The organism is Streptomyces sp. ACA25 (assembly GCF_028200735.1).
Lineage (GTDB): Bacteria > Actinomycetota > Actinomycetes > Streptomycetales > Streptomycetaceae > Streptomyces.
Map to the genome: position 1 here is coordinate 97,040 of NZ_JAQKPV010000008.1, position 25,510 is coordinate 122,549.

The 25,510-nt window shown below is 70.6% G+C and carries 14 protein-coding genes and 3 pseudogenes; 12 read left to right on the forward strand and 5 right to left on the reverse strand.

The genetic code is table 11. The features are described 5' to 3' along the window. Window positions 1-523 precede the first annotated feature (523 nt). From PJ985_RS14275 to PJ985_RS23475, 9 genes and pseudogenes are all read left to right on the forward strand, one after another. Window positions 524-1,222 (forward strand): TIGR02391 family protein, encoded by a 699-nt coding sequence (locus PJ985_RS14275; RefSeq protein ID WP_271684118.1) that lies wholly within the window; start codon window positions 524-526, stop codon window positions 1,220-1,222. A gap of 97 nt (window positions 1,223-1,319) precedes the next feature. Beyond that, a pseudogene (locus PJ985_RS23470) lies at window positions 1,320-2,505 on the forward strand (transposase). 559 nt (window positions 2,506-3,064) lie between these two features. Next, the gene (locus PJ985_RS14285) at window positions 3,065-4,957 is read left to right on the forward strand and encodes a DUF2075 domain-containing protein (protein ID WP_271684119.1); all 1,893 of its coding nucleotides are present in this window, start codon (window positions 3,065-3,067) and stop codon (window positions 4,955-4,957) included. Between the two features lie 106 nt (window positions 4,958-5,063). After that, window positions 5,064-8,984 (forward strand): BREX-2 system ATPase PglY, encoded by a 3,921-nt coding sequence (gene pglY / locus PJ985_RS14290; RefSeq protein WP_271684120.1) that lies wholly within the window; start codon window positions 5,064-5,066, stop codon window positions 8,982-8,984. Then, on the forward strand, window positions 8,981-11,926 hold the full coding sequence (gene pglZ / locus PJ985_RS14295) for a BREX-2 system phosphatase PglZ (protein WP_271684121.1): 2,946 nt from the start codon (window positions 8,981-8,983) through the stop codon (window positions 11,924-11,926). Before pglY ends, pglZ begins: the two co-directional genes overlap by 4 nt. Before the next feature lie 128 nt (window positions 11,927-12,054). Then, the gene (locus tag PJ985_RS14300) at window positions 12,055-12,297 is read left to right on the forward strand and encodes a type II toxin-antitoxin system Phd/YefM family antitoxin (RefSeq protein ID WP_271684122.1); all 243 of its coding nucleotides are present in this window, start codon (window positions 12,055-12,057) and stop codon (window positions 12,295-12,297) included. Next, a complete protein-coding gene (gene brxD, locus PJ985_RS14305; RefSeq protein ID WP_271684123.1) occupies window positions 12,294-13,619 on the forward strand; it encodes a BREX system ATP-binding protein BrxD in 1,326 nt (441 codons plus the stop codon). The genes PJ985_RS14300 and brxD overlap by 4 nt, the downstream gene beginning before the upstream one ends. Continuing rightward, window positions 13,619-15,790, forward strand: coding sequence for a DEAD/DEAH box helicase (locus PJ985_RS14310; protein ID WP_271684124.1), 2,172 nt, complete (start codon window positions 13,619-13,621; stop codon window positions 15,788-15,790). Before brxD ends, PJ985_RS14310 begins: the two co-directional genes overlap by 1 nt. A 493-nt stretch (window positions 15,791-16,283) precedes the next feature. Beyond that, window positions 16,284-16,455, forward strand: a pseudogene (locus PJ985_RS23475) (DNA/RNA helicase domain-containing protein); the annotation flags it as partial. 356 nt (window positions 16,456-16,811) lie between these two features. Here the strand turns inward: PJ985_RS23475 and PJ985_RS14320 are convergent. From PJ985_RS14320 to PJ985_RS14335, 4 genes and pseudogenes are all read right to left on the reverse strand, one after another. Further along, window positions 16,812-17,324, reverse strand: coding sequence for a hypothetical protein (locus tag PJ985_RS14320; RefSeq protein ID WP_271684125.1), 513 nt, complete (start codon window positions 17,322-17,324; stop codon window positions 16,812-16,814). 737 nt (window positions 17,325-18,061) lie between these two features. Further along, the gene (locus PJ985_RS14325; protein WP_271684126.1) at window positions 18,062-18,601 is read right to left on the reverse strand and encodes a hypothetical protein; all 540 of its coding nucleotides are present in this window, start codon (window positions 18,599-18,601) and stop codon (window positions 18,062-18,064) included. A 185-nt stretch (window positions 18,602-18,786) separates the two neighbouring features. Further along, window positions 18,787-19,727, reverse strand: a pseudogene (locus tag PJ985_RS23480) (transposase family protein). 324 nt (window positions 19,728-20,051) lie between these two features. Further along, a complete protein-coding gene (locus PJ985_RS14335; RefSeq protein WP_271684127.1) occupies window positions 20,052-20,402 on the reverse strand; it encodes a transposase family protein in 351 nt (116 codons plus the stop codon). Between the two features lie 277 nt (window positions 20,403-20,679). Here PJ985_RS14335 and PJ985_RS14340 point away from each other — a divergent pair, with 277 nt between their 5' ends. Beyond that, window positions 20,680-21,300: a CDP-alcohol phosphatidyltransferase family protein gene (locus tag PJ985_RS14340; RefSeq protein ID WP_271684128.1), complete on the forward strand. Its 621-nt coding sequence runs from the start codon at window positions 20,680-20,682 to the stop codon at window positions 21,298-21,300. A gap of 64 nt (window positions 21,301-21,364) precedes the next feature. Here the strand turns inward: PJ985_RS14340 and PJ985_RS14345 are convergent, their stop codons facing one another. Continuing rightward, a complete protein-coding gene (locus PJ985_RS14345) occupies window positions 21,365-22,144 on the reverse strand; it encodes a class I SAM-dependent methyltransferase (RefSeq protein WP_271684129.1) in 780 nt (259 codons plus the stop codon). 290 nt (window positions 22,145-22,434) lie between these two features. Here PJ985_RS14345 and PJ985_RS14350 point away from each other — a divergent pair, with 290 nt between their 5' ends. Both PJ985_RS14350 and PJ985_RS14355 read left to right on the forward strand, forming a co-directional pair. Further along, window positions 22,435-23,844, forward strand: coding sequence for a dihydrolipoyl dehydrogenase family protein (locus PJ985_RS14350; RefSeq protein ID WP_271684130.1), 1,410 nt, complete (start codon window positions 22,435-22,437; stop codon window positions 23,842-23,844). 160 nt (window positions 23,845-24,004) lie between these two features. Beyond that, on the forward strand, window positions 24,005-25,450 hold the full coding sequence (locus tag PJ985_RS14355; RefSeq protein WP_271684131.1) for a radical SAM domain-containing protein: 1,446 nt from the start codon (window positions 24,005-24,007) through the stop codon (window positions 25,448-25,450). Window positions 25,451-25,510: the final 60 nt, after the last annotated feature.

A 25,510-nucleotide genomic window follows, 5' to 3' on the forward strand; every position in this document is an offset into this window, starting at 1 on the left:
ACTTGGCACTGTCCGACAAGCCGTACAACGTTGGCTACAGCTCGTTGCTGGAGGAAGCACGCGAGGCAGGTGCCAGCCGCGTCAGCATGCCCCGGTGCCGCCGCGTCCTGGACAAGGGTCCGGTCCCTCGCCTCTCGATGCCGCCACTCCCTGACCGTATCGAGAGCCAACCACGCGCAACTCGGCCCGCCGGTTTCCCACACCCAGTGTCGGCAAGTGGAGCGCTCATCCAGCACTCAGCTGTCACGTCTCAGTGCAGATGAACCATCACGAGTCCCTGACCAGCAGTGGTTCAGATGAAGTGAGACTGAATCGTTCCGGCGTCTCAACCGATGTGAGCAGTCTGGCGCTGCGGAAGAACTGACCGAGCCACCGATCCTTCCCGACAGGTGGTGACCACCAAGCTGAGGGCCGTTGGAGTCAGAGCCCCCACTCGCGATGTGGGCCCTCCAACGCGATTGGCCGGAGGCCAGAAATTCTGACCTCAGCCCCGCGCGCCGGCGGCACTTCCTACGATGGGGTTGTGGACCGCGACTGGATGCGACAAAAGCTCGAAGCGTTCGACAAGCTGGCGGACGCCTGGCTGCGTGAAGTTCAATACAACGACAGGGTCTTAAGAGAGCTTCGGCGGATGGAACCCACCGTCAAACGGATCCTGCACTCGCTGGACCCCGGACTCGCGGAAGACATCTACATCGACCATCGAGACGCCCTCCAGCTGACCCAAAACGACGTCCAGCGCGCGCTCGGCATCGTCGCGGACATGGACGAGTGGGAAGCACACCTCAGGCCGGACTCCCCCGCCCTTATCGCCGACCGGCTCCATCCGTGGGTGTGGGAATCTGCAGCGCCCATGTGGGGTGCCGGCGCCCGCCAGGACGCCGTTCTGGCAGCGGCCCGCACCATCAACCGCCGCCTGCAGCAGAAGCTGGACCGTCACGACATCAGCGACTCCGACCTCTGCCTTCAGACCTTCGACATGAAGGAGCCAGCACCCGGAAAGCCACGACTGCGATTCCCCGGCGACCGCACGAGACCCACGTGGCGAGCACGCCAGGACGGTGCGAAGTACTTCGCCGCAGGAGCCTTTCTGGCGCTCCGCAACGTCGCGGCCCACGAAGAAGTAGTCACATGGTCTGAGCAAGAGGCGCTGGAGTACCTAGCCTCGCTCAGCGTCATCGCACGCTGGATCGAGGAGGGTGCTGTAGAAGCGAACACCTGAGGGCCGCCGTCTACGGCTACTCAGGGCGGGACTGTAAACGTTCGGTTCTGGCTCACTTCCGGTGGTGACGTAGCGCGACTGGCGTCGTTGAGATGGCATGCGGGATGTCAACGAGCTGGTGAGCACAGTGTTCTCGGGACTGTCTCCGCTGTTGATCGAGGCCGTGGTGGACGAGGGGCGAGCGGATTGTGGTGCGGGCGCGGACCCCGGAGGGCTCGGCGCGGTGCGTGGACTGCGGTGCTTCGACGGGACGGGTCCATGGCTATCACCAGCGGGTGATAGTGGACGTGCCGGTAGATGGCCGCCGGGCGGTCGTGTGGGTCCGGATACACCGCCTGGTGTGTTTGACCCACGTTTGCCGGCACACCTTCCGTGAGCAGGTGCCTGGAGTCCTCGAGCGCTATCAACGTCGGTGGCACATCTGGCACAACCTTGCCGAGGCCGTCCGCAAGGAGGTCGCCGCCCACAACACCTGCTGGGCCAAGACCGGCCCGCCCCCAGCGTCAGGCAAGCAGGCCACCCGTGAGCGCTGGCAGCAGCTCCACGACCTGAACCGCCGGGGTGTCGGCCTGCTGGAGTACGCTCGGCGGCTGAACCTTTCGCTGAACACCGTCAAGCGCTACGACCGCGCCGCAGAACCCGAGCGCCTCGTCCGTGCCCCCAAGTACCGGCCCACCCTCGTGGATCCCTACCGCGATCACCTGCGCCGCCGCCGCGAGCATGACCCTGCCGTCCCGGTCACCCACCTGCTGGAAATCCAAGAGCTGGGTTACACCGGCAGCGCCAATATCCTGGTCCGCTACATCACCCATGGGCGCGTCGAAGCCGGCCGGGCCGCGCTCTCACCCCGCCGCCTGGCCCGCCATATCCTTACCCACCCCGACCATCTCAAGGACCACCAGCGAGAACGGATCGAGGCCGCTACCGCAGCCCGCGGGGAGATGACTGCCCTGGCCGGACTCGTCCGCTCCTTCGCTGCGCTGCTGGACCCCGCCTACGGCAATGCCACCCTGCTGAGCACCTGGACTACGTCAGTCCAGGCCGAGGACCTGCCCCACCTGCACGCCTTCACCCGTGTACTCGACCGCGACCGCCACGCCGTCGACGCGGCCCTCACCCTGCCCCATCACAACGGCGGCACTGAAGGCGTCAACGACAAGACCAAGCTGATCAAACGCCAGATGTACGGCCGTGCCAGCTTCCCCCTCCTCAGCCTGGCCACACCGCTGCGGGTCCTGTCACCGGACGAGGTGAAGGAAGCCCTGCTGCGCCGTACACGGTAACTGTTCGACGACAACATGAACGGCCATCCCCGGTAGCGAGACGTAAGCCGCTCTTGCCCGGCGGTCACCTGCCATCCGTGAACGAGACCTCCTTGACAGAGCTTGGTGTGAGCTCGCCGAGGAGACCGGCTTCCCCACGACATAGTCGGCTCCGCGGTACGGCCCCGACGGGGGAAGAGGCAGTGTTCAAAATCCCCGGCCGAGAACTGCATCACCGTCCACAACCGCCCGAGACAGACCAGCTGGAGCAGGCTTCGTGCATCACGTGAACATCCAGGACCCTGCGAAGGGTCATCAAGATCACGAACCCCGTGACGGCCAGCACGCCGAGGACCATGAGTGCGACTACTCCACAGATCACCCACCAGGCCGCCCTTTGATATCGCCCCTCCCGCCCCCGCAGCGTCGTGATCCCACCCCCGGATCCGGGGCGCTGTCCTAGGATGGCGAGGACCATCTCAGCGGCCCGACGGGCTTCCTGGTCCGCGTGTTCGCGGACACTCGGAGGACATGCCCCCACCCGCACGAGTCTTCTTCGTGCTGCCTGGGGGCATTTCCCTTGCTGTTCCGTGAGTCCGCGACGTCCGTGGCCACCCGCATCCTCGAAGGGTCGCTGGCGCTGCACCTGACCGAGAACTTCGTTCATCAGCATGGCCGCCGGCCCGGAACGTCGGAAGTGCGGTCCTGGGAGCGCAGCCTCCCCGCGCTCACCAACGCGCTGGTCGAAGCGGGGCTCGGCGACGTCGAGGTGCTCATCGAGTACAGCCTGCCGCTGACCAGCAGGCGGGCGGACGCGCTGCTCGCCGGCGTGCACCCCACCACCGGTGAGCCCTCGTACGTCATCGTGGAGTTGAAGCAGTGGAGCGAGGCGTACCCGGAGGAGGACGAGCCGCTGCTGTGCCGGAACGGCACCTACGCGCAGCCCGTGCTCAACCCGATCGAGCAGGTGCGGGGCTACTGCGCGTACCTGCTGTCCTTCAACGGCGCGCTGGAGCGGGCGCCGCAGTCTCTGGCCGGGGTGGCGTTCCTGCACAACGCGACCGAGTTCGGGGTGGCCGGGCTGCGGGAGGTGCCGGAGGACGGGTACGGCCGCATGTACACCGGGGCGCAGCGGGGAGCGTTCCTGGACTTTCTGCGTTCGCGGCTCGCCCCGAAGCCCGGCGCGCGGGCCGCCGACATCCTGCTCGACGCCAAGGTGCGGCCGTCCAAGCAGCTGATGGCGGTCGCGGCGGCCGAGATCGGTGACCGTGAGCAGTTCGTGCTGATCGCCGAGCAGCGGGTCGCCTACGAGAAGGTGATGTCCGCCGTGCGCCGGGCCAGGCGGTCGAACACCAAGCAGGTGATCGTGGTGACGGGCGGTCCGGGTTCCGGTAAGAGCGTGGTAGCGATGTCGCTGCTGGGCGAGTTGTTCCGGCGCGGGGTTCCCGCGCTGCACGCGACGGGGTCCGCGTCGTTCACCAAGACGATGCGGAAGGTCGCGGGGAGCAGGAGGCCCGAGGTGCGGCGGCTGTTCGTCTACTTCAACAGCTTCATGGCGGCGGAGCCGAACGACATCGATGTGCTGATCTGCGATGAGGCCCACCGTCTGCGCAGGACCTCCGCCAACCGCTACACCAAGGCGGAGCTGCGCACCGACCGCCCCCAGGTCTCGGAGCTGATCGACGCGGCCCGGGTGCCGGTGTTCCTGCTCGACCAGCACCAGGTGGTGCGCCCCGGCGAGATGGGTACCGAGGAGGAGATCCGGCGGGCCGCGGCCGAGCACGGGCTGGACTGCACGGTGGTGGAGCTGGACGGCCAGTTCCGGTGCGGCGGCAGTGCGGCGTACGAGAAGTGGGTGGTCGACCTGCTGGGTCTGGAGGGCGGCACTCCGCACGTATGGGAGCCGGACGGGAAGTTCGAGCTGATGGCCGCCGAAAGCCCGCAGGAGCTGGAGGACTTCCTCGTCTCGCGCCGCGCGGAGGGCTACGGCGCCCGGATGTCGGCCGGCTACTGCTGGACGTGGACCAAGAAGGTCACCCCGGAGATGGCTTCGCTGCCCGCCGATGTCGTCATCGGTGACTGGGAGCGGCCGTGGAACGTGTTCGGCGACCGGTCGGTGCTCGGGGCGCCGCCCGCGCCGCTGTGGGCGACCGATCCGGCCGGTTTCGGGCAGGTCGGCTGCGTCTACACCGCGCAGGGCTTCGAGTACGACTGGTCGGGTGTGATCATCGGCCCGGACCTGGTGTGGCGGACCGACCGGTGGGTGGTGGACCGGTCGGCGTCGAAGGACCCGTCGTTCTCGAAGGCCACTCCGGACGACGAGGTCGACCGGCTGGTCCGCAACACCTACAAGGTGCTGCTGACCAGGGGCATGGTGGGCACGGTCGTGCACTCGACCGACCCGGAGACCCGGGAGATGCTGCGTTCGCTGATCCGGCCGGGGACCGGCGCGCAGGTGCCCGCGGGCGTGTAGCGGGGCGGCCGGTACCGCGTGCGCGAAAGCGGTCACGTGCTGTGGCGCCGACGCCATACGATCGGACAAGCCCGCGCAACCGCCCGCCGGAGAGCGAGACTTGTACATGGCCCAGCAGCCACCCCTGCTCCGCGATGTCATCGACATCAAGGAGTCCATATCCACCTCCGACTTCGTCCTCCAGCTCTCGGAGGCGACGGCCCCCGAGGGGGCCGAGCGGGCGTTACGGGACTATGTGGTCACGGAGCGGCTGCTGGAGAACTTCGACGAGGCGCTGGGCCTGATCCGGGCCGCGCTCGACGGGCACACGTCGAAGGCGGCCTACCTGCACGGCTCGTTCGGTTCCGGTAAGTCGCACTTCATGGCCGTGCTGCACGCTCTGCTCAGCGGCAGCCCCGCCGCCCGGGCGCGCACGGACCTCGACCCGGTGCTCACCACGCACGCGTGGCTCGGCACCGAGGGGAAACGCTTCCTGCTCGTTCCCTACCACATGCTGGGGGCGAAATCCCTGGAGCAGCGGGTCCTCGGCGGGTACGTCAGCCACGTCAAGAAGCTGCACCCGCAGGCGCCGACCCCGCAGGTCTACCGGACGGACTCGCTGTTCGCGGACATCCGGTCGATGCGGGCCCGCATGGGTGACCGGGCGGTCATCGACGGCCTGGCGCCGATGGGCGGGGACGCCGGCGGCGGGGGCGAGGAGGACGAATGGGGTGAGGAGTTCGGGTGGACCCCGGAGTCGCTCGACACCGCCATGACCGCCGAGGAGGTGCACGAGGAGGGCCGGCGGCTGAACCTGGTCAGCCCGTCCAGCCCCGCCGAGCTGCGGGCCCGGCTCGTCCAGGACGCGAGCACCCACCTGCTGCCGGGCTTCGCGCAGAACGCCACGGAGGACGAGCACGGGTTCGTCTCCCTCGACGCAGGGCTGTCCGTGCTGGCCGAGCACGCCAAGGAGCTCGGCTACGACGGGCTGATCCTCTTCATGGACGAGCTGATCCTGTGGCTGGCCACGCTCATCCACGACCAGAAGTTCGTGGCCCGGGAAGCGGGCAAGATCACTAACTTCGTGGAGAGCGGCGACTCCCGCCGGGCCGTTCCGGTGATCTCCTTCATCGCCCGCCAGCGTGACCTGCGCGAGCTGGTCGGCGAGGAGGTGTCGGGAGCGGCGGAGGCGTCCATCCAGGACACGCTCAACCTGGCCTCCGGCCGGTTCGACAAGATCACGCTGGAGGACCGCAACCTCCCCCAGGTCGCGCACGCCCGGCTGCTGCGGCCCAGGGACGCGCAGGCCGCCGCGCTCATCGCCGCGGAGTTCGACAAGACCCGCAAGGTCCGCCAGGAGGTGTGGGACACCCTGCTGGGCTCGGACCGGGGCGCGGACGGCACCGGCGCCGACGAGGAGAGCTTCCGGCTGACCTACCCGTTCTCGCCTGCGTTCATGGACACCCTTGTGCACGTCTCCTCCGCGCTCCAGCGCAACCGCACCGGCATGAAGCTGATGGGCCAGCTCCTGGCGAACCACCGTGCCGAGCTGCGGCTGGGTGACCTCATCCCGGTCGGCGACCTCTACCCGCTGATCACCGCGGGCGGCGACAAGCCGTTCACCGACAGCCTGAAGGTGGTCTTCGAAGCGGCCGACAAGCTGTACCGGACGAAGCTGCGCCCGTACCTCCTCACCACGCACCAGGTGTCGGAGGAGGACATCGAGCAGTACACCCACCGCCCCGACAGCGTCACCGACCCGGCGCTGCGCACCCGGATCAAGCAGTTCACCGGGGACAACCGGATCGTCGGCACCCTGCTGCTGTCGGCGCTGGCCCCCAGCGTCCCCGCGCTGTCCGACCTGACGATCCGGCGGCTGTCCGCGCTGAACTACGGCTCGGTCGTCGCGCCGATCCCGGGCCGGGAGTACGGCATCCTGAAGAACAAGGTCGCCGAGTGGGCGGGCCGCTTCCCCGAGATCAAGCCGACCGGCACCGACACCAACCCGGGGGTCCGGCTCGAACTGTCCGGCGTCGACGTGGACTCCGTCATCGCCAACGCCAACGTCAACGACAACCCCGGTAACCGCCAGGCCCTCGCCAAGCGCATCCTCGTCACGGAACTCGGCGTGCGGCAGGGGCAGCTGGTCGACGAGCTGGACTTCGTGTGGCGGGGCACCGAGCGCGGCGTCGAGGTGGTCTTCGGCAACGTCGCGGACCGCGACGACCTGCCCGACCACGAGCTCATACCCCAGCAGGACGGTCGCTGGCGCCTGGTGATCGACCTGCCCTTCGACGAGGGCGAGTACGGGCCCGTCGACGACGCCAACCGCATACGGAACCTCCGTGCGGAACAGGGCGAGCCGTCCCGCACCGTCGCCTGGCTGCCCACCCACCTGTCCCACCGGCGGTACGCCGACTTCCGCCGCCTCGTCGTCATCGACAAGGCACTCGCCGACGGCCGGCGGTTCGACGCCCAGTACGCAGGCCACCTCAGCCCCGACAACCGGGCCCGCGCCAAGGGCCTGCTGGAGACCCAGCGCGAAACCCTCCTCACCAACGTCAAGGCCGCCTTCAAGCAGGCCTACGGCCTCGCCGACAAGAAGGCCACCGACGTCGAGCTCGGCTTCGACGAGCATCTGGTGGCGCTGCGCGAAGTGGACGGCCTGACGCTGTCCTTCGGCCAGTCGCTGCGCGACGGCATCCGGCACATCGCGGGCCGCCTGCTCGCCGGCCAGTACCCGGACCACCCCGACCTGGACCCCGAGAGCACCGGCACCGTGGTCAAGCCCGCCGACGCGAAGAAGGTGTTCGCGCACGTGCGGGCCGCCGCCGAGGCGCGAGACGGGCGCGCCGAGGTCCCGGCCCCCGACCGCGCCCTGATGCGAAGGGTGGCCGGCCCGCTGCGACTCGGACAGCAGAAGGAGGCGTACTTCGAGCTGTCCCACTACTGGGCGGACCACTTCCGGCAGCTCGCCCGCGAGGAGGGCGCGACCGGCGACCTCAGCCTCATCACGCTCACCGACTGGACGGACCGGCCGGCACCGCGCGGCCTGCCCGCGTTCCTCACCAGGCTCGTCGTGGCCGCCTACGCCGAGATGGACGACCGGGTGTGGGTGCGCCTGGGCACCCCGCTCGACCCGGCGCCCGCACTCCACGACATCAAGGACCAGGACGCCCTGCGCAGCCAGCCGCTGCCCTCGGCGGAGGCATGGGAAGCGGCCCGGGAGCGGTTCGCCACCGTCTTCGGCAAGCCCGCGCCGAGCCTGCGGCGCGGCCGCATGGTCAACCAGCTCGCCCGGCAGATCGCCCAGGAGGCGGACGCCCACCGGGAGGCCGCCCGCGAACTGGTGACGCAGCTGGAACGGCACGCCGCGTACCTCCAGCTCGACGAGACCGGGGAGACCGGGCGGCTTGCCCTCGCGCGGCGCGCCGTCGAGCTGCTGGACGCGCTCACCCGCCCGGCCGGGCAGGGGGCCGCCGGAGCCAGGAGGACCGTCGAGGCCCTGGCGGACTTCGACTTCGGCACGATCGGCGCGGACCGGTTCGGCACCTCCCTCACGCAGGCGCGGCCCGTGGCGCAGGCCCTCGACTCCACCTCCTGGACCACCCTCGACCTGGCCTCGTCCGAAGGGCCGGAAGGGGAAGCGCTGCTGGAGTCCCTGCGCAACACCGCGCGCAGCGACCAGCGGACCAACGACCTCAAGGCCGCGCTGACCCGTACCCAGCAGGACATCCTGGCGCTGGTCAAACGCAACCGTGCCACGTCCCCTCCACCGCCCCCCGCGGCCCCGGCGCCCCGCTCCCACGACGTGCCGCTCGACACCGGGTCCAGTCACCCGCCCGTCCCGGATCAGGACGCCCCCCGGGCCCCCGCCGGCGCCCCCACCGGCCCCGGCACCGGCGCCGGGCAGGGACGGCGCGGCGAAGGGACCCGGACCACCACCGCGGCCGGTGCCGCAGCCGCGCTGCGCGAGGAGCTGGCCGAACTGGCGGCCCGGGAGCCCGGCGCCACCATCGAGATCACCTGGCGGGTCGTGCGCGCATGAGCACACCGACTACGCGCACGAGCACACCGACGGGCGGTCCGTCCGCCGCGCGGCTGAGCCTCGCCACCATCACCCAGTACCTGTCCGCGCAGAGCTCACTCGCCGGCTCACTCGCCGGCCGCGACAAGCCGCGGGCCGTGCTGCTGCGCTGCGCACCGCAGTGGGACGGGCCGGCCGAGCCCGAGTGGGGCGACGGGCAGTCGGCCCGCGTGGCGGCGGCCCCCTCCCCGCTGGCCGTGCACGAGCTACTGCTCGGGCACTTCACGGGCGACGCCACCGGACCCCAGGTCCTCGTCGTCCTCACCGACCGCGAACAGAACGAGCTGGACCCGGCGATCCTGGCCCGCGCCCACAAGCAGCGCGTCGACGCCCTGGACAACTGGGAGGTCGTGCAGGAGGCATTCGGGGCGCACCAGATCGACCCCCGGCTGCGCGAGGAGAAATGGGCGGCGGAGGCCCTGCTGGACGCGGCGCCGCCGAAGCGCTGGCCGCGCCTGGGCGGCGGCATGCTGTCCCGGCGCGCCGCGCTGTCCGCACTCGCCCTGCGGCGCCTGCGGCTCGGCCGCTACGAGGACGAGGCCGCCGGCCAGGACCACACCACGGCGGCCGACAGCCTCGACACCCACACCCTGCTGCACTGGTCGCTGACCCCGGGCAGCCCGGAGCGGCTGCTGGAACTGCGCGGCCCCGAACGCACCGGGCTGATGGAGTTCCTCGGCGAGGAGGACCAGGCAGGGCTCGCCGGAGGCGCCCTCCTCGCCCTCGTCGAAGCCGACCACGGCCCCGAAGCGGTGGCCTTCGGGCTGGTGTGCGCCGCCCTGTGGTGCCACGACGAACCGGACGCCGCGACGTACACGGCCCGCGGCCGGGCCGAACGCTGGTTCGGGGAACCGCCCCCGGCGGCGGGCGAGCGGCTCGACGCCCTGGCCACCGCCTTCGGACGGGCCGCGGAGGAGTACGTCGGCGGGCTGCTCGCCACCGCGTCCCGGAACGGCGGCGAAAGCACCGACGACGCCCGCGAAGCCCGGCGGATCAGCGACACCGTCCTGAAACAGGCCTCGGAGCTGGCCCGCCGGCTCGGCGCGGAGAGCGCCGCGCAGGCGAGCCCGGTCCTGAAGGCCGGACTCGACGCCCGGTTCACCGCCGTCGGCCGGGCACTCACGGCCGGCGAACCGGGGCCGCTCCGCGAGGCGATCCGTGCCCTGGGCAAGCACCGGCGCGCACAGGAACCCGACGCGCGGGCGCGTATCGAGCGGACCCGCATGGGGGCGCGGCTCATCCAGTGGCTCGCCGGCGAACCGGCCGTCGAAGCGCCCACGGTGGCCGCCGCAGTCGACCGGCACCTGACCGAGACCGGCTGGGTCGACCACGCCCTGGAACACATCGAGGCGGGCGGAGACACGGACCCGGCGCTGGGTGCCGCCTACGACACGCTGACCGCGCGGGTCCGCGCGCGCCGCCACGAGATCGACCGCTGCTTCGCCCGCACCCTGGCCACCTGGACCGCGGCAGGAACCGACCCCGGCAGCATGCTGACGGTGGAGACGTTCCTGGAACGGGTCGTGAGACCCGTCGTCCGGGGCGCGGAGGGCCGGCGTGTCCTGCTCCTCGTCCTGGACGGTATGAGCGCGGCCATCGCCACCGAGCTGGGCGAGGAACTGCGGGCGGCATGGGCCGAGTTCGATCCGGTGGACGAAGGAGCTCCGCGGCGGCGCGCCATGGCCGCCGCACTGCCGACGCTAACCGCGGTGTCCCGCACCGCGCTGCTCACCGGCACGCTGCGGCACGGCTCCCAGCAGGACGAGGCCCGGCTGTTCCCCGGCCTTCCGCTGTGGGGCGGGGCACCCGCCGCGATCTTCCACAAGGACGACCTGCGGGCGGACAGCGCCGGGGAGACCTTCGGCCCCGCCCTGACCGAGGCACTCATGGACGGCCGCACTCAGGTGGCGGTCGTACTCAACGCCATCGACGACCGGCTCGCCAAGGAGCAGAAACTCGGGGACGGCAGCTGGCAGGCCGGCCACATCCCGGCGCTGCTGGACCTCCTGCGGGTCGCCGCCGCCCAGGGCATGGCCGTGGTGCTCACCAGCGACCACGGGCACGTCGTCGACCGGCACGGCACCGCGGTGGAGGCCGACGCGCCGCTGTCCGTCCGCCACCGCGAGCCGAGAGGGCCGGTGGGCCCGGCGGAGGTCATGCTGCGCGGCCCACGGGTCGTCGCTCCCGAACCGGGCGCTTCGATCGTCGCGTTGTGGGACGCCGACTCCCGGTACACCGCCCGCAGGGCCGGCTACCACGGCGGGGCGTCACTCGCGGAAGTCAGCATCCCGGTCCTGGCCTTCCTGCCGTTCGGGGCAACCCCTCCCCCGGCCTGGCGGGAGCTGGGCGACCAGCGGCCGGCCTGGTGGCTGCTCGCCGAGCCGTCGGCCCGTCCCACCGGAGCCGTGACCGCCACCACCACCGCCGCGCCCCTGCCGGCCGCGGCGCCGGGCCGGCCGGCCCGGCGGAAACCGACGAAGGAACAGGACCGGCTGGCCAGCACCCACCAGTCGCTGTTCGACGTCGCGCTGGTTCCCTCCGGCGACCACGAGGGAACCCTCGTCAGCGCTGCCCCGGTGGACCCGGACGACGCCCTGGTCGAGGCGCTCCTGACCTCGGAGCCGTTCCAGGGCCAGATCGGCCTGCTCGCCCGCAAGCCACCCATGGACAAGGTGCGGCGAGCCGTCCTGGCCCTGCTCGACGCCGGGGGCACCCTCCCGGTGACCGCGCTCGCCCAGCGGGTCTCCTACCCGGTGACCCGCGCCGACGGCTTCGCCGCGATCCTCCGCCAGCTCCTCAACTACGACGGCGTCCAGGTGCTCGAAACCCTGCCGGACGGCCGCACCGTCCGGCTCGATCTCCCCCTGCTGCGCGTGCAGTTCGACCTGTCCCGGCAGCCGTGAGTCATGATCAGGCGTGGCGGGACGCCACCCGAGGAAGCGCCCCTGAGCAGCGAGAATACGCACCGAGGGTGCGTCCACCACTGGCCGGACATCCGCGCGGAGGCGTGGGACCCAGCTCGGATAGCAACATGTACTACTGGGAGACCACTGCCCGCGATTTCCATCAGAAATCCTCCGAGATGCTTGCCGCTGCCGCACGTGGCGAAACTGTCACCGTCACCAAGAACGGCGTCGCTGTCGCCCGCGTCGTACCGATCGCTGACGAGGACGTCCCTCCTTACCCCACCGACCCCATCGGTGACCTCGTGCTGCCCGACCTCGGACTCCCCGACCTCGCTGACGACGAGACGGATGGGACACTGCGCGGGTGACCGATCCTCGCCCCGCCGTCGTGTCCGCCGCCCGGCGGCGCACCGCCATCGACGCGCTGCGGCGCGGGGCTGTGCCCGAGAGCGGCCTGGATCTCCTCGCCACCGGACTCGGCCGTTTCGAGTCCGCCCTCGACGCGGAGTTGGACGCGGTCGCCTCCGGTGCCTCGGTCTTCAAAGCGGTACGGGGCGAATACGGCTCCGGCAAGACGTTCTTCACCCGCTGGCTCGGCGAACGTGCCAAGCAGCGCAACTTCGCCGTGGCGGAGATACAGATCGCCGAGACCGAAACCCCGCTGCACAAGCTGGAGACCGTCTACCGGCGTCTCACCGAGCGGCTGTCCACCGCCAGCTTCCCACCGAGCGCCCTGCGTCCCGTCGTCGACGCCTGGTTCTACGCGCTGGAGGAGGACGCGCTCGCGGCCGGCGCGGACGAGAGCGACCTGAGCGGCGCGGTGGAGGAACTGCTCGCCGCCCGCCTGAGCGAGGTGTCGCGGCAGGCCCCGTCCTTCGCTACCGCGCTGCGCGGATACCGCTCCGCGCTCGCCGCCGGTGACGAGCCCACGGCCGCCGCCGTCCTCGCCTGGCTCGGCGGCCAGCCCCACGTGGCGGCGGCGGCCCGGCGGGCCGCCGGAGTGCGCGGCGACCTCGACCACTTCGGCGCACTTGGCTTCCTCCAGGGGCTGCTGACCGTCCTGCGGGACTCCGGGCACCGAGGGCTGTTCGTCGTCCTCGACGAGGTGGAGACCCTGCAGCGGGTGCGCTCGGACGCCCGCGACAAGGCGCTCAACGCGCTGCGGCAGCTCATCGACGAGGTGCACTCCGGCCGGTTCCCCGGCCTCTACCTCGTCATCACCGGCACACCGGCGTTCTACGACGGGCAGCAGGGGGTGCAGCGGCTCGCCCCGCTGGCCCAGCGGCTCGCCACCGACTTCACCACCGACCCCCGCTTCGACAACCCGCGTGCGGTGCAGGTGCGCCTGCCCGGCTTCACCCAGGAGTCCCTGACCAGCCTGGGCAGGACGATTCGCGACCTGTACGCGTCCGGGGCCGAAGCTCCCGACCGGATCAAGGCGCTGGCCGACGACGCCTACGTCGCCGACCTCGCCGGTGCGGTGGGCGGAGCACTCGGTGGGAAGGTCGGCGTGGCGCCCCGGCTTTTCCTGAAAAAGCTGGTCGGCGATGTCCTCGACCGCATCGACCAGTTCGAGGACTTCGACCCCCGGCAGCACTACCGGCTGACGGTGCGCAGCGGAGAGCTCACCGACATCGAACGGAACCTGGCCGGGGCGCCGTCGGCCGACGACGTCGACCTGGAACTGTGATGGCGCGGGCCGCCGACCCGGTCGACCGGCTCGACCCGGTCGTCCTGCACCACGTGGTGAACACCCTCGGCTGGCCCGATCTGCGTCCCCTGCAACGCGCGGCGATCGACCCGGTGATGGACGGTCACGACACCGTTCTGCTGGCCCCGACTGCCAGCGGCAAGACCGAGGCCGCCTGCCTGCCGATCCTCTCCGCCATGTCCACGCAAGCCTGGACCGGCACCTCGGTCCTCTACCTGTGCCCGCTCAAGGCGCTGCTCAACAACCTGGTCACCCGCGTCGACGGGTACGCGCAGTGGCTGGGACGCCGCGCGGCCCTGTGGCACGGGGACACCGGCCAGTCGGCGCGTCAGCGCATCCGCACCGACCGGCCCGACACTCTCCTGACGACACCGGAGTCACTGGAAGCGATGCTGATCGGGGTGAAGACGGACCACGCCCACCTGCTGGGCGGCGTCAGGGCCGTCATCATCGACGAGGTGCACGCCTTCGCCGGCGACGACCGCGGGTGGCATCTCCTGGCAATCCTCGAACGCCTGCAGCAGGTGACCGGGCGTCCCCTTCAACGCGTCGGGCTCTCCGCCACCGTCGGCAACCCGGAGCAACTGCTCACCTGGCTCCAGGGGTCGGGAGCCGGGAGCCGCCCGGGCCGCATCGTCGCACCGGAGCTCGTGCGCCCACCGGCCGCTCCGTCCGACGGGACGCGTCGTCGGACCGACACCGCCGGGCCGCCGCCCGGAGACATCGACCTCGACTACGTGGGCTCTCTCGCCAACGCCGCCAAAGTCATCGCCGCCCTCCACCGGGGGGAGAAGCGGCTGGTGTTCTGCGACTCCCGGCGGCAGGTCGAGGAGCTCGGCGCGGCGCTGCGGGCCCGCGAGGTCACGGTCTTCCTGTCGCACGCCTCGCTCGCTGCCGCCGAGCGGGCCAGGTCGGAGCAGGCGTTCGCCGAGGGGCGCGACTGCGTCATCGTGGCCACCTCCACTCTGGAGCTGGGCATCGACGTCGGAGACCTGGACCGGGTCATCCAGATCGACTCACCGGCCACCGTCGCCTCGTTCCTCCAGCGCATCGGCCGCACCGGCCGCCGGCCGGGCAGCACCCGCAACTGCCTCTTCCTCACCACCGACAAGGACGCGCTGCTCCAGGCGGCGGCGCTGCTGGTGCTCTGGGGCCGCGGCTGGGTCGAACCCGTCGTCCCACCACCTGAACCGCGCCACCTCGTCGCCCAGCAACTCCTGTCCCTGACTCTCCAGGAGCACCGGCTGGGTGACGGCCGGTGGCCCGAGCAGTGGAACGGCCTGGCCCCCTTCGACCGCTCGGCCGCGCCCATCCTTCGCCACCTGACCGAAGAGGGCTTCCTCGACAGCGACCAGGGCATGCTGTTCATCGGTCCGGAGGCCGAACGCCTTTTCGGGCGGCGGCACTTCATCGAGCTGACCGCGTCGTTCACCGCGCCCCCGCAGTTCACCGTGCTCTCCGGGCGAACTGAGATCGGCCGCATGGACCCCGCCGTACTCACCGAGGAACGGCCGGGCCCCCGTCGCCTACTGCTCGCCGGACGCAGCTGGCAGGTGACATACATCGACTGGGGACGCAAACGGGTCTTCGTCGAGCCGGTGGACAGCGGTGGCATCGCCAAGTGGTCGGGCGGAACACCCTCCGGGCTGTCGTACGCCCTGACCCGGGCGATGCGGGACGTCCTCCTGGGCGCCGACCCGGCCGTCTCCGTGAGCCGGCGAGCCGAGGTCTGCCTCCGCGCATGGCGTGCGGACCACGGACCGCAGCTCGTCCACCCCGGCAGCACCCTGGTGACCCGGCAGGGCAACGACGTGCGCTGGTGGACCTGGGCGGGTTACCGGGCCAACGCCACACTGGGCGCGACGCTGTCGGCCGTCACCGACCCGGTCCAGCGGCCGACGGACTGCTGGGTACGCCTGCGGGAGGACCTGACACCGGACATGTGGCAGGCGGCGCTCAAAGCCGCAGAAGCCAGTCCGGCCCTCGTCCTTCCCCAGGTGGACGAACGGGCGGTGCGGGGGCTGAAGTTCTCCGCCGCCCTGCCCCTGCGGCTGGCCATGGCCACCGTGGCGGCACGGCTCGCCGACTTCGACGGCGCACGCGCCGCACTGGCCGAACCCAAACGCTTCCAGGTCACCCACAACCCGTGACCCGGGGGAGCGGGGGCGGGGGCGGCACCACGCGACCCAACGGGCCGCTGAGACATCCCGGCAACCGATGCGATCCGTGGAACCGGAGGGAACACCGCCGGGTGCTCGCGGGCTTTCCTCCACTCGAGTTCGGGTTTCACGGCCCTGGGCGTGCTCCGCCCTCGCCACAACGGCGAAGCGGTCACGCGGCTCCGACTCCGGCAGGGCCGGGGCGAGGTAGGTCAGACCGACGCTTCTGTTCTCTGTGCAAGTAAGGGCGCCCAGCCGCAAAGCGTCGGGGGCAGCCGTATCGATACCCATCTCCAACCAGCTCCCGCGCAGCCTGGCCGCTTAGCGCAGCCTCATCCAGAGCCTCGCCGTCTCGGGGCGGCTCCACCGAACCCCCCGTCAACTGCCAGCCACCCGGAGTGGCCATGAACGGCGACATCCGCACCACCAGCACATGACCGTCGTCGGTCGGCTGGACGACGTTGACGAACAACGACGGCAAGCGCTGATCGACGCCGGCCGGGTGCCGGTGTTCCTGCTCGGCCAGCACCAAGTGGGTGCGGCCCGGTGAGATGGGTACCGAGGAGGAGATCCGGCGGGCCGCGGCCGAGCACGGGCTGGAGTGCACGGTGGTGGAGCTGGACGGCCAGTTCCGGTGCGGCGGCAGTGCGGCATACGAGAAGGGGTGGTCGACCTGCCGCAAGCGTGGCCGGCCCAGGTACCTGCCGAACCGCCACATCACCACCGAGCCGGGGTATCAGACCCCAAACCGGCTACACCGGACCAACGGCGAGAACGACGGAGCCCTGCCCGCCTTCACAACCTCCTGTTCTGCTGGGCGCACGAGAAAACCTCAGTAAATACGGTGACAATAAACGCCCTGGCGTGATGCTTGACACGGAAGGCAATTTCCACTTTCCATTAGCCCCGGGGACAGCGTGTTGCATCGCGTCGCACACCGCGACAATCCGGACCTGGATAGCTCTCAGCGCGCTCGACCCAGCTCTTCACTTGCCGGTCTTCGTGGCCACCTTCACCCTTCCCTCTGCTCGATAATCCACTCTACCCGTCGGCCCACATTCGCCAGAAGCTGGTCCACATCCTCATGTCGGTAACCAGGCTGCCACCCCGACCACAGAAATTGCTTGCCAGTGATCCAGTAGACCGAAGTCGGCGGAGTACCCCGCTCCAGGTAGCCGAGAACTCGATCAAGAAAGGCATCCACGTCAGCTTTACAATATCCCAAGCTGAATCTTCCCTCCCGGAAACCGGGATCACGCAGCAGGGAGGTCAACTTTCCAAGCTCAACCGCATGACGATAACGTTCGGAATCCGTCAAAATCTCCTCGGCGGGAGTGCCGAAATCACCGAGGTCATCCACCCAGGCCTTCCGGTAGCTGACCCACAAAGCCGGGAGCAACAGCGCTACAGACAGGGCAAAAAGCCATGGCGGAGCATAGTCTTGAATCAAGCCCATAACAACAGCTCCTCCGCCTACGAGCGCAAGAGAGAGGAAAACAATCCGAGCCGACTTCCGCTTACCCACCACTTGCACCTTTCACGCCAAGAAAGCCAAGGCTGGCGCATCCTTCACTAAGGATGCGCCAGCCTTGATCAGAAAAAACTAACGCCACCTTCCATAGTATCGGCGGTGAACGAACCATCTGCAATGCCAGAGACGCGCCACCCACGTACGATCTCGCCTTGGGCTGTCTGGCGAGACGGCCTATGGGGCGCCCTCCCTTGAACCGCCTGTATCCCCTGCGGACTTGAAGGCTGTGGGATTCGGGCACGAGCGTGTCCGATGGCTCCCACTTTCAGGCCGGAAAGGGCTCCCCAAGCACCGGCTTGCACATAGCCTCTCCGTGTTCGATTCCTCTGGTTAACACGGTAGTTCAGCATACCGAGCCCTGCTCCGACCACGGCACCCGCTACGAGCGCGCATCCCACACCCGCAGTAGCGAAACATATGCCGCCTACGGCCACACCCGTTGCAATGTTGCGGAAGCCGACCGCACACCGTCAGTTCGCGACCCTGCCCTGCCGGGACATCCCGGTCCAGCACACCACGGCCTCCACCGGACACGGCCGCCGTGAGTCCCGCTCCGTCAAGACCCGCGGCATCGCGGACGAACTCGGCGGGATCGCCTTCCCTCACGCCCGTCTGGCCGTCCGCGTCCACCGCCGCCGCAAGCAGACCGGCCGACGCGAAACCCGCGAGACGGTCTACGCCGTCACCAGCCTCGACGCCCACCAGGCCGACCCCGCCTGTGAATACGGAGGTCAGGCGAAGCCGTATTCGGCTATCAGCTCCCGGGCGAGGGCGATCGGGAACGGGAGCAACAGAGCGTCGGCGAGGCTCAGTCTCACCCACCGGCGGGATGTCTGTTCTGCTGTGGTTCCCTCTGTGGCTACGGGGGTGTGGGATTCGGCTGCCTGGCGCTTGTGCTCGGCCAGGCGCTCTCTCAGATGGCGTCGGGCGGCGCGTGCGCGCCGGCCGTCGAACAGGGACTTTGCCATGGCCCAGGGCACGATTGCGCCGATACCTGGCATGTCCAATGCTATCCCGCCGTCACGGGGCACGAAAGTCACTTGATGGAGCGGTGCACGGTAAGAAAAGATCGGATTATGGACGTATAGCAAGCCTTGCTTGCATATGACCCTGAGACCGGCCAGCCTGAGAAAGACTCCCGTCACCAAGCAAGCCACTGAGACCACTGTGACCGTGTCCGACAGTCCGCCGGGAAATTCGTCACTGAGGAGGATGTACCCCCATATGAAGGGCTGGGCGACGGCGCCCAGCCATGACAGGGCGTACGCCACTCTGTTCCGATAACGCATCTGTCGACCTCCGATAGCTGACCGGGGTGACCCGCCTAAAAAAGGGGGTCCCCCGGCCGTGGGAAAACGAGCTCAGAAGCTGCCCACAGTGCTCAGCGTCGGGTCGGCACTAACGAGCTCGTGCACGGTTGGTGGTGAGGCGTCGAGGACTCGGTGAGGCTCGGTGTTCACCTCTGTCGTGTCGGCGTCAGGTCTGCGGTCTGCTGATGCGAGAAGACGCTGGCCACGGCCCGGACGGTGTCGCTGATGTGCTCGCGGCGTCCGAGATGGCGGGCCAGAGCCCGCCAGTTCTTCAGGTGGGCGATGCCGTGCTCGACGCGGATGCGCCGCGAGGAGTGCGCCGTGCGCTGCCGCTCATACATCTCCTCGTACCACTCGGGAGCGTTCTTCTTGAACTTCCGGTGCGGTGGTGTGGTCACGCGTCCGCTGGTCTGTGCGCCCAGTCCCTGGTATCCGGCGTCGGCGAGGATCTCCACGGCCGGCCCGTCGGCCAGAAGCTCGACCAGCCCCAGCTGGCGGGCGTGGGTCGGCTGCAGAACAGCACCCGGCCGTCCCCGTCAGTGACGATCATGGTCTTGACGGCGTTCTGCTTGCTCTTGCCGGAGATGAACTTGTCCCGGTCCCTTCGTCCGGCGGCCGGGCGCCGGACACGGATCTCGGTGCCGTCGATGATGCCCGACTGTCCGCTGGCGCCGAGACGGTCGATGACCTCGGCGAGAGTCCGCAGCCGCACGCCGGGGGCGATGGTGCAGCCTCGCTCGGCGAGCAGGGGCCGCACTTCGCCGACGGCGCGGGTGATGGTGGAGCGGTCCACCCCGAACCAGCAGGCCAACACGTCGTGCGTGGTGGCGTGACGGAGGTGGACGAGCGTGGCCAGGACGACGAAGACCAACCGGTGCTTCGCACCGGCGCCCACCGCCCGCTTCCGCGGCCTGGACGCAAGCCTGGCATGGTGCCGCTCATGCCACAACGGACCTACCTCGGCGACCAATTCAGCGATCACCTCAGCCGACAGGCCCGTGATCCTCCGGTCGCTGATGATCGCTGCACGAGACGCGTTCCCCACCACCCGACCATGATCGCCGCTCAGAAGCTTGCCCCCCACCACCAACCGTGCACGAGCTCGTTACTCAGGTCGTTGATTACGTGAGGCTGGGTGCCGCCTGGAGGCGCGCCGTCGATCGACGGATTCCACAAAGCGTGAAAGAACAAGAATGAGTGCCGAAAGGAAGAAGAGCCGCTGGCCATCGCCAGCACCCCACAGGGCTGATGCAATAATCCCGATCAAGAGCACGAAAACACCGAGCCAAAAAATGACCAGAGAATTCTTGTTGTTCATCTCATGCCATCCATTTCAGTACTTAACTCCTACCTTCGCCTGCCGGAGGTGGCGGGAAGCCACCTCCGGCAGATTTTCAGCGACGGCTTGACGTCAGCGTCGCCACCAGGGCTTCCGGTGACGGTTCGGCACCGGCTGCGCGTGTCTGCCGGAACGCGGGGACCACTTATTCAACTGCCTGGAACCGAGTCGTTCGAGCACGGCGGGTGGAGCGTCGGCCACCCATTCACCTACCGCGAGAAGCGACTTCGCACCGGGCAGCACCGCGCACGCGGTCAGCGCGAGCACCGCCACGAGCGAGTGGCGCACTCCTCGTGGATCACGCGGGTCCGGCACCGCTGCCAGGCGCTCCAGCAGGCCGGGCACCTCGCGCTCCAGGGCTTGGGGATGCGGTCTGAGCTGGTCAAACGCGGGCGAGATCAGAGATGATACGTCGGCAGGCACGGACTTCCCAGGAACACAGAGCGTAGAGAACTCCACGATCACGGACGTCTGTGCCTGCTTCGTACCAGGCTCCGCCCAACCCGACGAGACGTCAGCAAACGGATGTCAGCCGACTACGCCGAAGCCCTGACCGGGCCGCCGAGGCGTTCCGGGGTCGCGGTCCGTGGAGCCGGAGGGATAACCGTGCCGGGTGTTCACGGACTTCCCTCCACGTCCAATGGCAGGGTGCCGGGTGCGTCCGACGGCGAGGTGCCGGGACGACGGGAGGAGCCGGACGATGCTGGACACGCGGGCGAGAGCGGTACTGAGCGGGCCGTTGGACCGGGCCGCCGCGATGCTGGACCACCCCGCCGTCACGCCCGGCCGGCTGACCGCGCTCGGCCTGCTGACAGGCCTTATTTCGGCCTGCGCCGCGGCGGTCGGCTGGTGGCCGGCCGCCGCGGCGCTGTGGTTGCTGTCCCGGCTGGCCGACGGTCTGGACGGGCCTCTCGCCCGCCGCCGGGGCACGGCCGACGCCAGTGGTGCGGGCGGCTTCCTCGACATCAGCGCGGACTTCCTCGTCTACGGGACCTTCGTCGTCGGCGTCGCCGTCGGCGTGGGCGGGCCCGCGCTTCCGTTCCTCTTCGTTCTGCTCACCTATTACGTCAACGGCACGGTCTTCCTGGCCTTCTCCTCCCTCGCCGAGCGCACCGGGCGGCGGCGCGCCGACGACCGCCTGTCGCAAGGCCGCTCGCTGAACTTCCTCGGCGGCCTGGCCGGCGGCACCGAAACCATCGCCGTTCACACCCTGTGGTGCCTGCTGCCCGGCTTCGCCCACACCATCGCCTGGGTGTGGGCCGCGGCCGTCGGCGTCACCGCGGCATCCCGGGTCCTCACCGGCTACCGGCAGCTGCGCTGACCTCACCGCTCCGGGGAGCGGGCCAGCCGTGCCGCCCACGAGCCGACCCGCACGGCTGCACCGCTCATGCCGGCTCCTGTGACGGTGGTCCGGACGGGAGATCGGCCACCACGCGGCGCAGCGGCAGTTCGAGGTGCCGGCCCGGGACCGCCCACCGGGCCAGGGACCGCTTGGCGGCTGCGGCGCGGCGTGGAGTCAGTCCAGGCAGATACAGGGCGTCTGCCAGGAGGGCCGCCGTGTCGGCCGAGTCGATCGCGAGGGTGAAGACGCGTCGCTCGTCGGAGAGCACGCGGAACCCCGCCGTTCGCAGCAGGGACGCCAGTCCGTCGCGGGCCTGCGGGTTGGGCCACGGCTGGCGCACCGCGCGCAGCGCCGTCATCACCCGGAACCAGCCGAGCACGCCGGACGGGGACAGCCCGCTCCGGGAGGGCACCAGCGCGGCGAGCGTCCCTCCGGGGCGCAGCACGCGCCGGATCTCCCCGAGGACCTGCGGCAGGGGGGTGACGACCGGCAGGCACATGGCCGCGCAGACCGCGCTGACGCTCGCGGAGGCGGCCGGGAGCGCGTCGGCGCGGGCGCGGACGAGCGGACCGCGGCCCCGGCGTGCCGCTTCGGCGAGTTCCGCCGCCGACAGGTCCGTCCCTACCCAGTCGGCGTCCGGGAGCACCTCGCGGGTGGGTGCGGACCCGCAGGCCAGGTCGAGGACCGGGCCGCGGGTGCCGCGCAGCGGTCCGGCCAGCCAGGCGTACGGGGAGGTGTCGGCCAGGGCGAATAGCTGTTCGGTGATGCCGGGATGGGCGTCGTGGTAGGCGGCGACGAAGCGCCGCCAGTCCGGTTCGTCCATCCGGCCCTCGCCTCTCCTCCGGCCCGTGCGGGCCGCTCAGCCGACTCCCCTGCCGTCGGGAACCCTGCCGGGGCCGTTCCGCATTCCGTGTCGGACACGCCGGACACGCCGGACGCGCCGGACGCGGACGGATCGCGGCGGCGGGCCTCCCTGTCCGTGATCGTGTGGCGGCAGGAGGGAAGGCTCCGGTTGTGCCGCCGGGTTCCCCTCACGTCCCACACCCACACCCACACCCACACCCGCGCTTTCGCCCCACGACGAGCACGCGCCGAACAGGAGGAGACCCCAGCATGGTTACGTACGATCTGGTGGTGATCGGTGGCGGCAGCGCCGGTCTGACCGCGGCCCGCACCGCCGGGCGCTTCGGCGCCCGCACGCTGCTCGTCGAGCGGGAGCGGCTGGGCGGCGACTGCCTGTGGACCGGGTGTGTGCCGAGCAAAGCGCTGCTGCACGTGGCGGCCGACGTCCAGGCGGCCCGCCGTGCCGAGGCATACGGGCTGCCGCCGGTGCCGGGCGGCGCCGAACTCACGGCGCTCATGGGCGAGGTGAAGCGGGCGATCGGCGCGATCGAGCCGCACGACTCGGCCGAGGCCCTCGCCCCGTTCGGGGTCGACGTCGCACACGGCGCGGCGTCCTTCACCGGCCGGAGAACCCTGACCGCGGACGGGCGGGAGATCTCCTTCCGGTATGCGGTGATCGCCACCGGCTCCTCTCCGGCCCTGGTGCCGGTACCCGGCCTTGCCGAGGCCGCCCCGCTGACCAGTGACACCGTCTGGGAGCTGTCCGAGCTCCCCCGTCGGCTGGTGGTGCTGGGTGGCGGTCCCCTCGGCTGCGAGCTTGGCCAGGCGTTCTCCCGGCTGGGCTCGCGGGTCACGCTCGTGGAGGCGGCGGACCGTCTGGTGCCCCGGGAGGAACCGCGCGCCTCCCAGGTGCTCCAGGGCCGTCTGGAGGCCGAGGGCCTCACCGTGCTGACGGGTTACCGTCCCGGAAGCGTCGACGCCGGTGCCGTGCACGGTCCCGGTGGCCTCCTCCCCTACGACGCGCTGCTGGTGGTCACGGGCCGCCGGGCCAACACCGCGGGGCTCGGCCTGGAGGCAGCCGGGGTGGAGCGGGCCGAGGCCGGTCACGTCCGCACCGACCGCCGGCTGCGCACCACCAACCACCGGATCTACGCCGCCGGCGACGTCACTGGCCGTTCGGCATTCACCCACCTGGGCGGTGTGCAGGGTGCGGCAGCGGCCGCCGACGCGCTCCTCGGTGTGCGCCGCCCCCTCGACTACGGTGCGGTGCCCCGGGTGACGTACACCGATCCCGAGATCGCCGGCGTCGGCCTCACCGCCGGGGAGGCGCGCGAGAGGTTCGGCGATGCCGTGCGCGTCCACACGCTGCACAACGACCGGATCGACCGGGCGGTTTCCGACGGCCGCACCGAGGGCTTCACCACCCTGGTGCTGGGCCCGCGCGGCAGGATCGTCGGGGCCACGGTCGTCTCACCGAGGGCCGGGGAGACCATCGCCCATCTGGCGGCGGCGGTGCGCCGGGGCTGGACCCCCTCCGCGTACGCCCGCACCGTCCACCCCTACCCCACCTATGCGGACGGGCCCTGGCACGCCGCGCTGACCGACGTGTACGCCCGTCTGGACCGGGCCGGCGGCGTCGTCGGCGGGCTGCTGAAACTCCGCAGAGGGGTCCGCCGGTGATCCTGCGCAGCGCCGTGGGCGCACCTCCTCCCAGCGTGGGCGCACATCCTCCCCGGCAGGGCGCTGAGCCGGCCCGCTCCGCCCCGGGCGGGACATCCGCCGCGGCCCCTTCACCGCCGGCGCCTCCTCAGCCGGCCCGGACACTTCAGGAGAGCCGCTGATGGCATTGATCGCCGCGCTGCGTGCCGTTGAGCGCGCCACCCGTCCCTACGATCCCGAGTTCGCCGCGGCCATGGCACGCCGCTGGGCGGAACTCCCCGAAGCGGCCAGGACTCCCGGCCAGATCCTGGGCCGGCACGGTGTGGGCTGCGAGGGCACCCACGGCGTCTTCCCCCGGTGCAATCTCAAGTGCACCCCCTGCTACCACTCCCGGGACGCCAACCAGGTGCGCGTCGACGGGACGCACACCCGCGAGCAGGTCGCCGCCCAGATGGCGCTGCTGCGCGAGCTGCGGGGTCCGCGCGCCCACACCCAGCTCATCGGTGGCGAGGTGAGCCTGCTCGCCCCGGACGATCACGCCGCCGCGCTGGCGATCATGCGGGACCACGGCCGGGAGCCCATGAGCTTCACCCACGGCGACTTCGACGACGACTACCTCACCCGGCTCGCGCTCGGCCCGGACGGCAGGAGGCGCTTCGCACGGCTGTCCTTCGCCGCACACTTCGACAAGTTCATGTACGGCCGGCGTGGCATCGAACGCCCGTCGGATGAGGCGGCGTTGAACCCGTACCGGGCCCGGTTCACGGCCATGTTCACCCGGCTGCGGCGGGAGCACGGGGTGCGGTTCTTCCTCGCCCACAACATGACCGTCACCCCCGGCAATGTCGGCGAGGTCGCGGGCGTCATCCGCGACTGCCGTGCCATGGGCTACGGCATGTTCTCCTTCCAGCCCGCCGCCTTCCTCGGCGACGAACGCCGCTGGAAGGAGAAGTTCCGTGACGCGAGCCCGGACGCGGTGTGGGCGGAGATCGAACGCGGCGCCGGAACCCGGCTGGACTACCGGGTCCTGGAGAACGGCGACGTGCGCTGCAACCGCACCGCCTACGGCTTCTACGTCGGGCGGCGCTGGTATCCGTTCCTCGTCGGCGACGACCCGCGCGACCTCGCCGTCCGCGCCGCGTTCTTCCGGTACTTCGGGAAAGTGACGTTCACCGGCACCCCGCCCGCCCTCCTCGCGGCCAGGGTCCTGCGGGTGGTGGCCCGCCACCCGTCCGTCGCGGTCACGGCCCTGCGCTGGCTGGCGCGGACCGCCCGCCGCGTCGGACTGCGGCGACTGGCCCGCCACCGGATGCGGGTACGCCCGGTCACGTTCGTCATGCACCAGTTCATGGACGCCGATGTCGTCGCCCCGGCCTGGGAGATGATGCAGCGCGGCGAGCAGGCCGCGGATCCCCGGCTGCGCGGGACCCAGGAGCGGCTGGCCGCCTGCCACTACGCCATGGCCCACCCGGAGAACGGAACCCTCGTCCCCGCCTGCGTCCAGCACGCCGTGCTCGACCCGGCCGAGAACGCGGCCCTGCGCACGCTCCTCCCGCTCGTCGAGGTCCGCACCGCGGGCGGCGGGCCGTCCCGCACACCTCGCACGCCACCGGAGGAGAAGACGTAAGTCCGGTCGCGCACGGGCCGTCGGATGCACCGCGGAGGGTCGCGGGCGTCGCAGACGGCA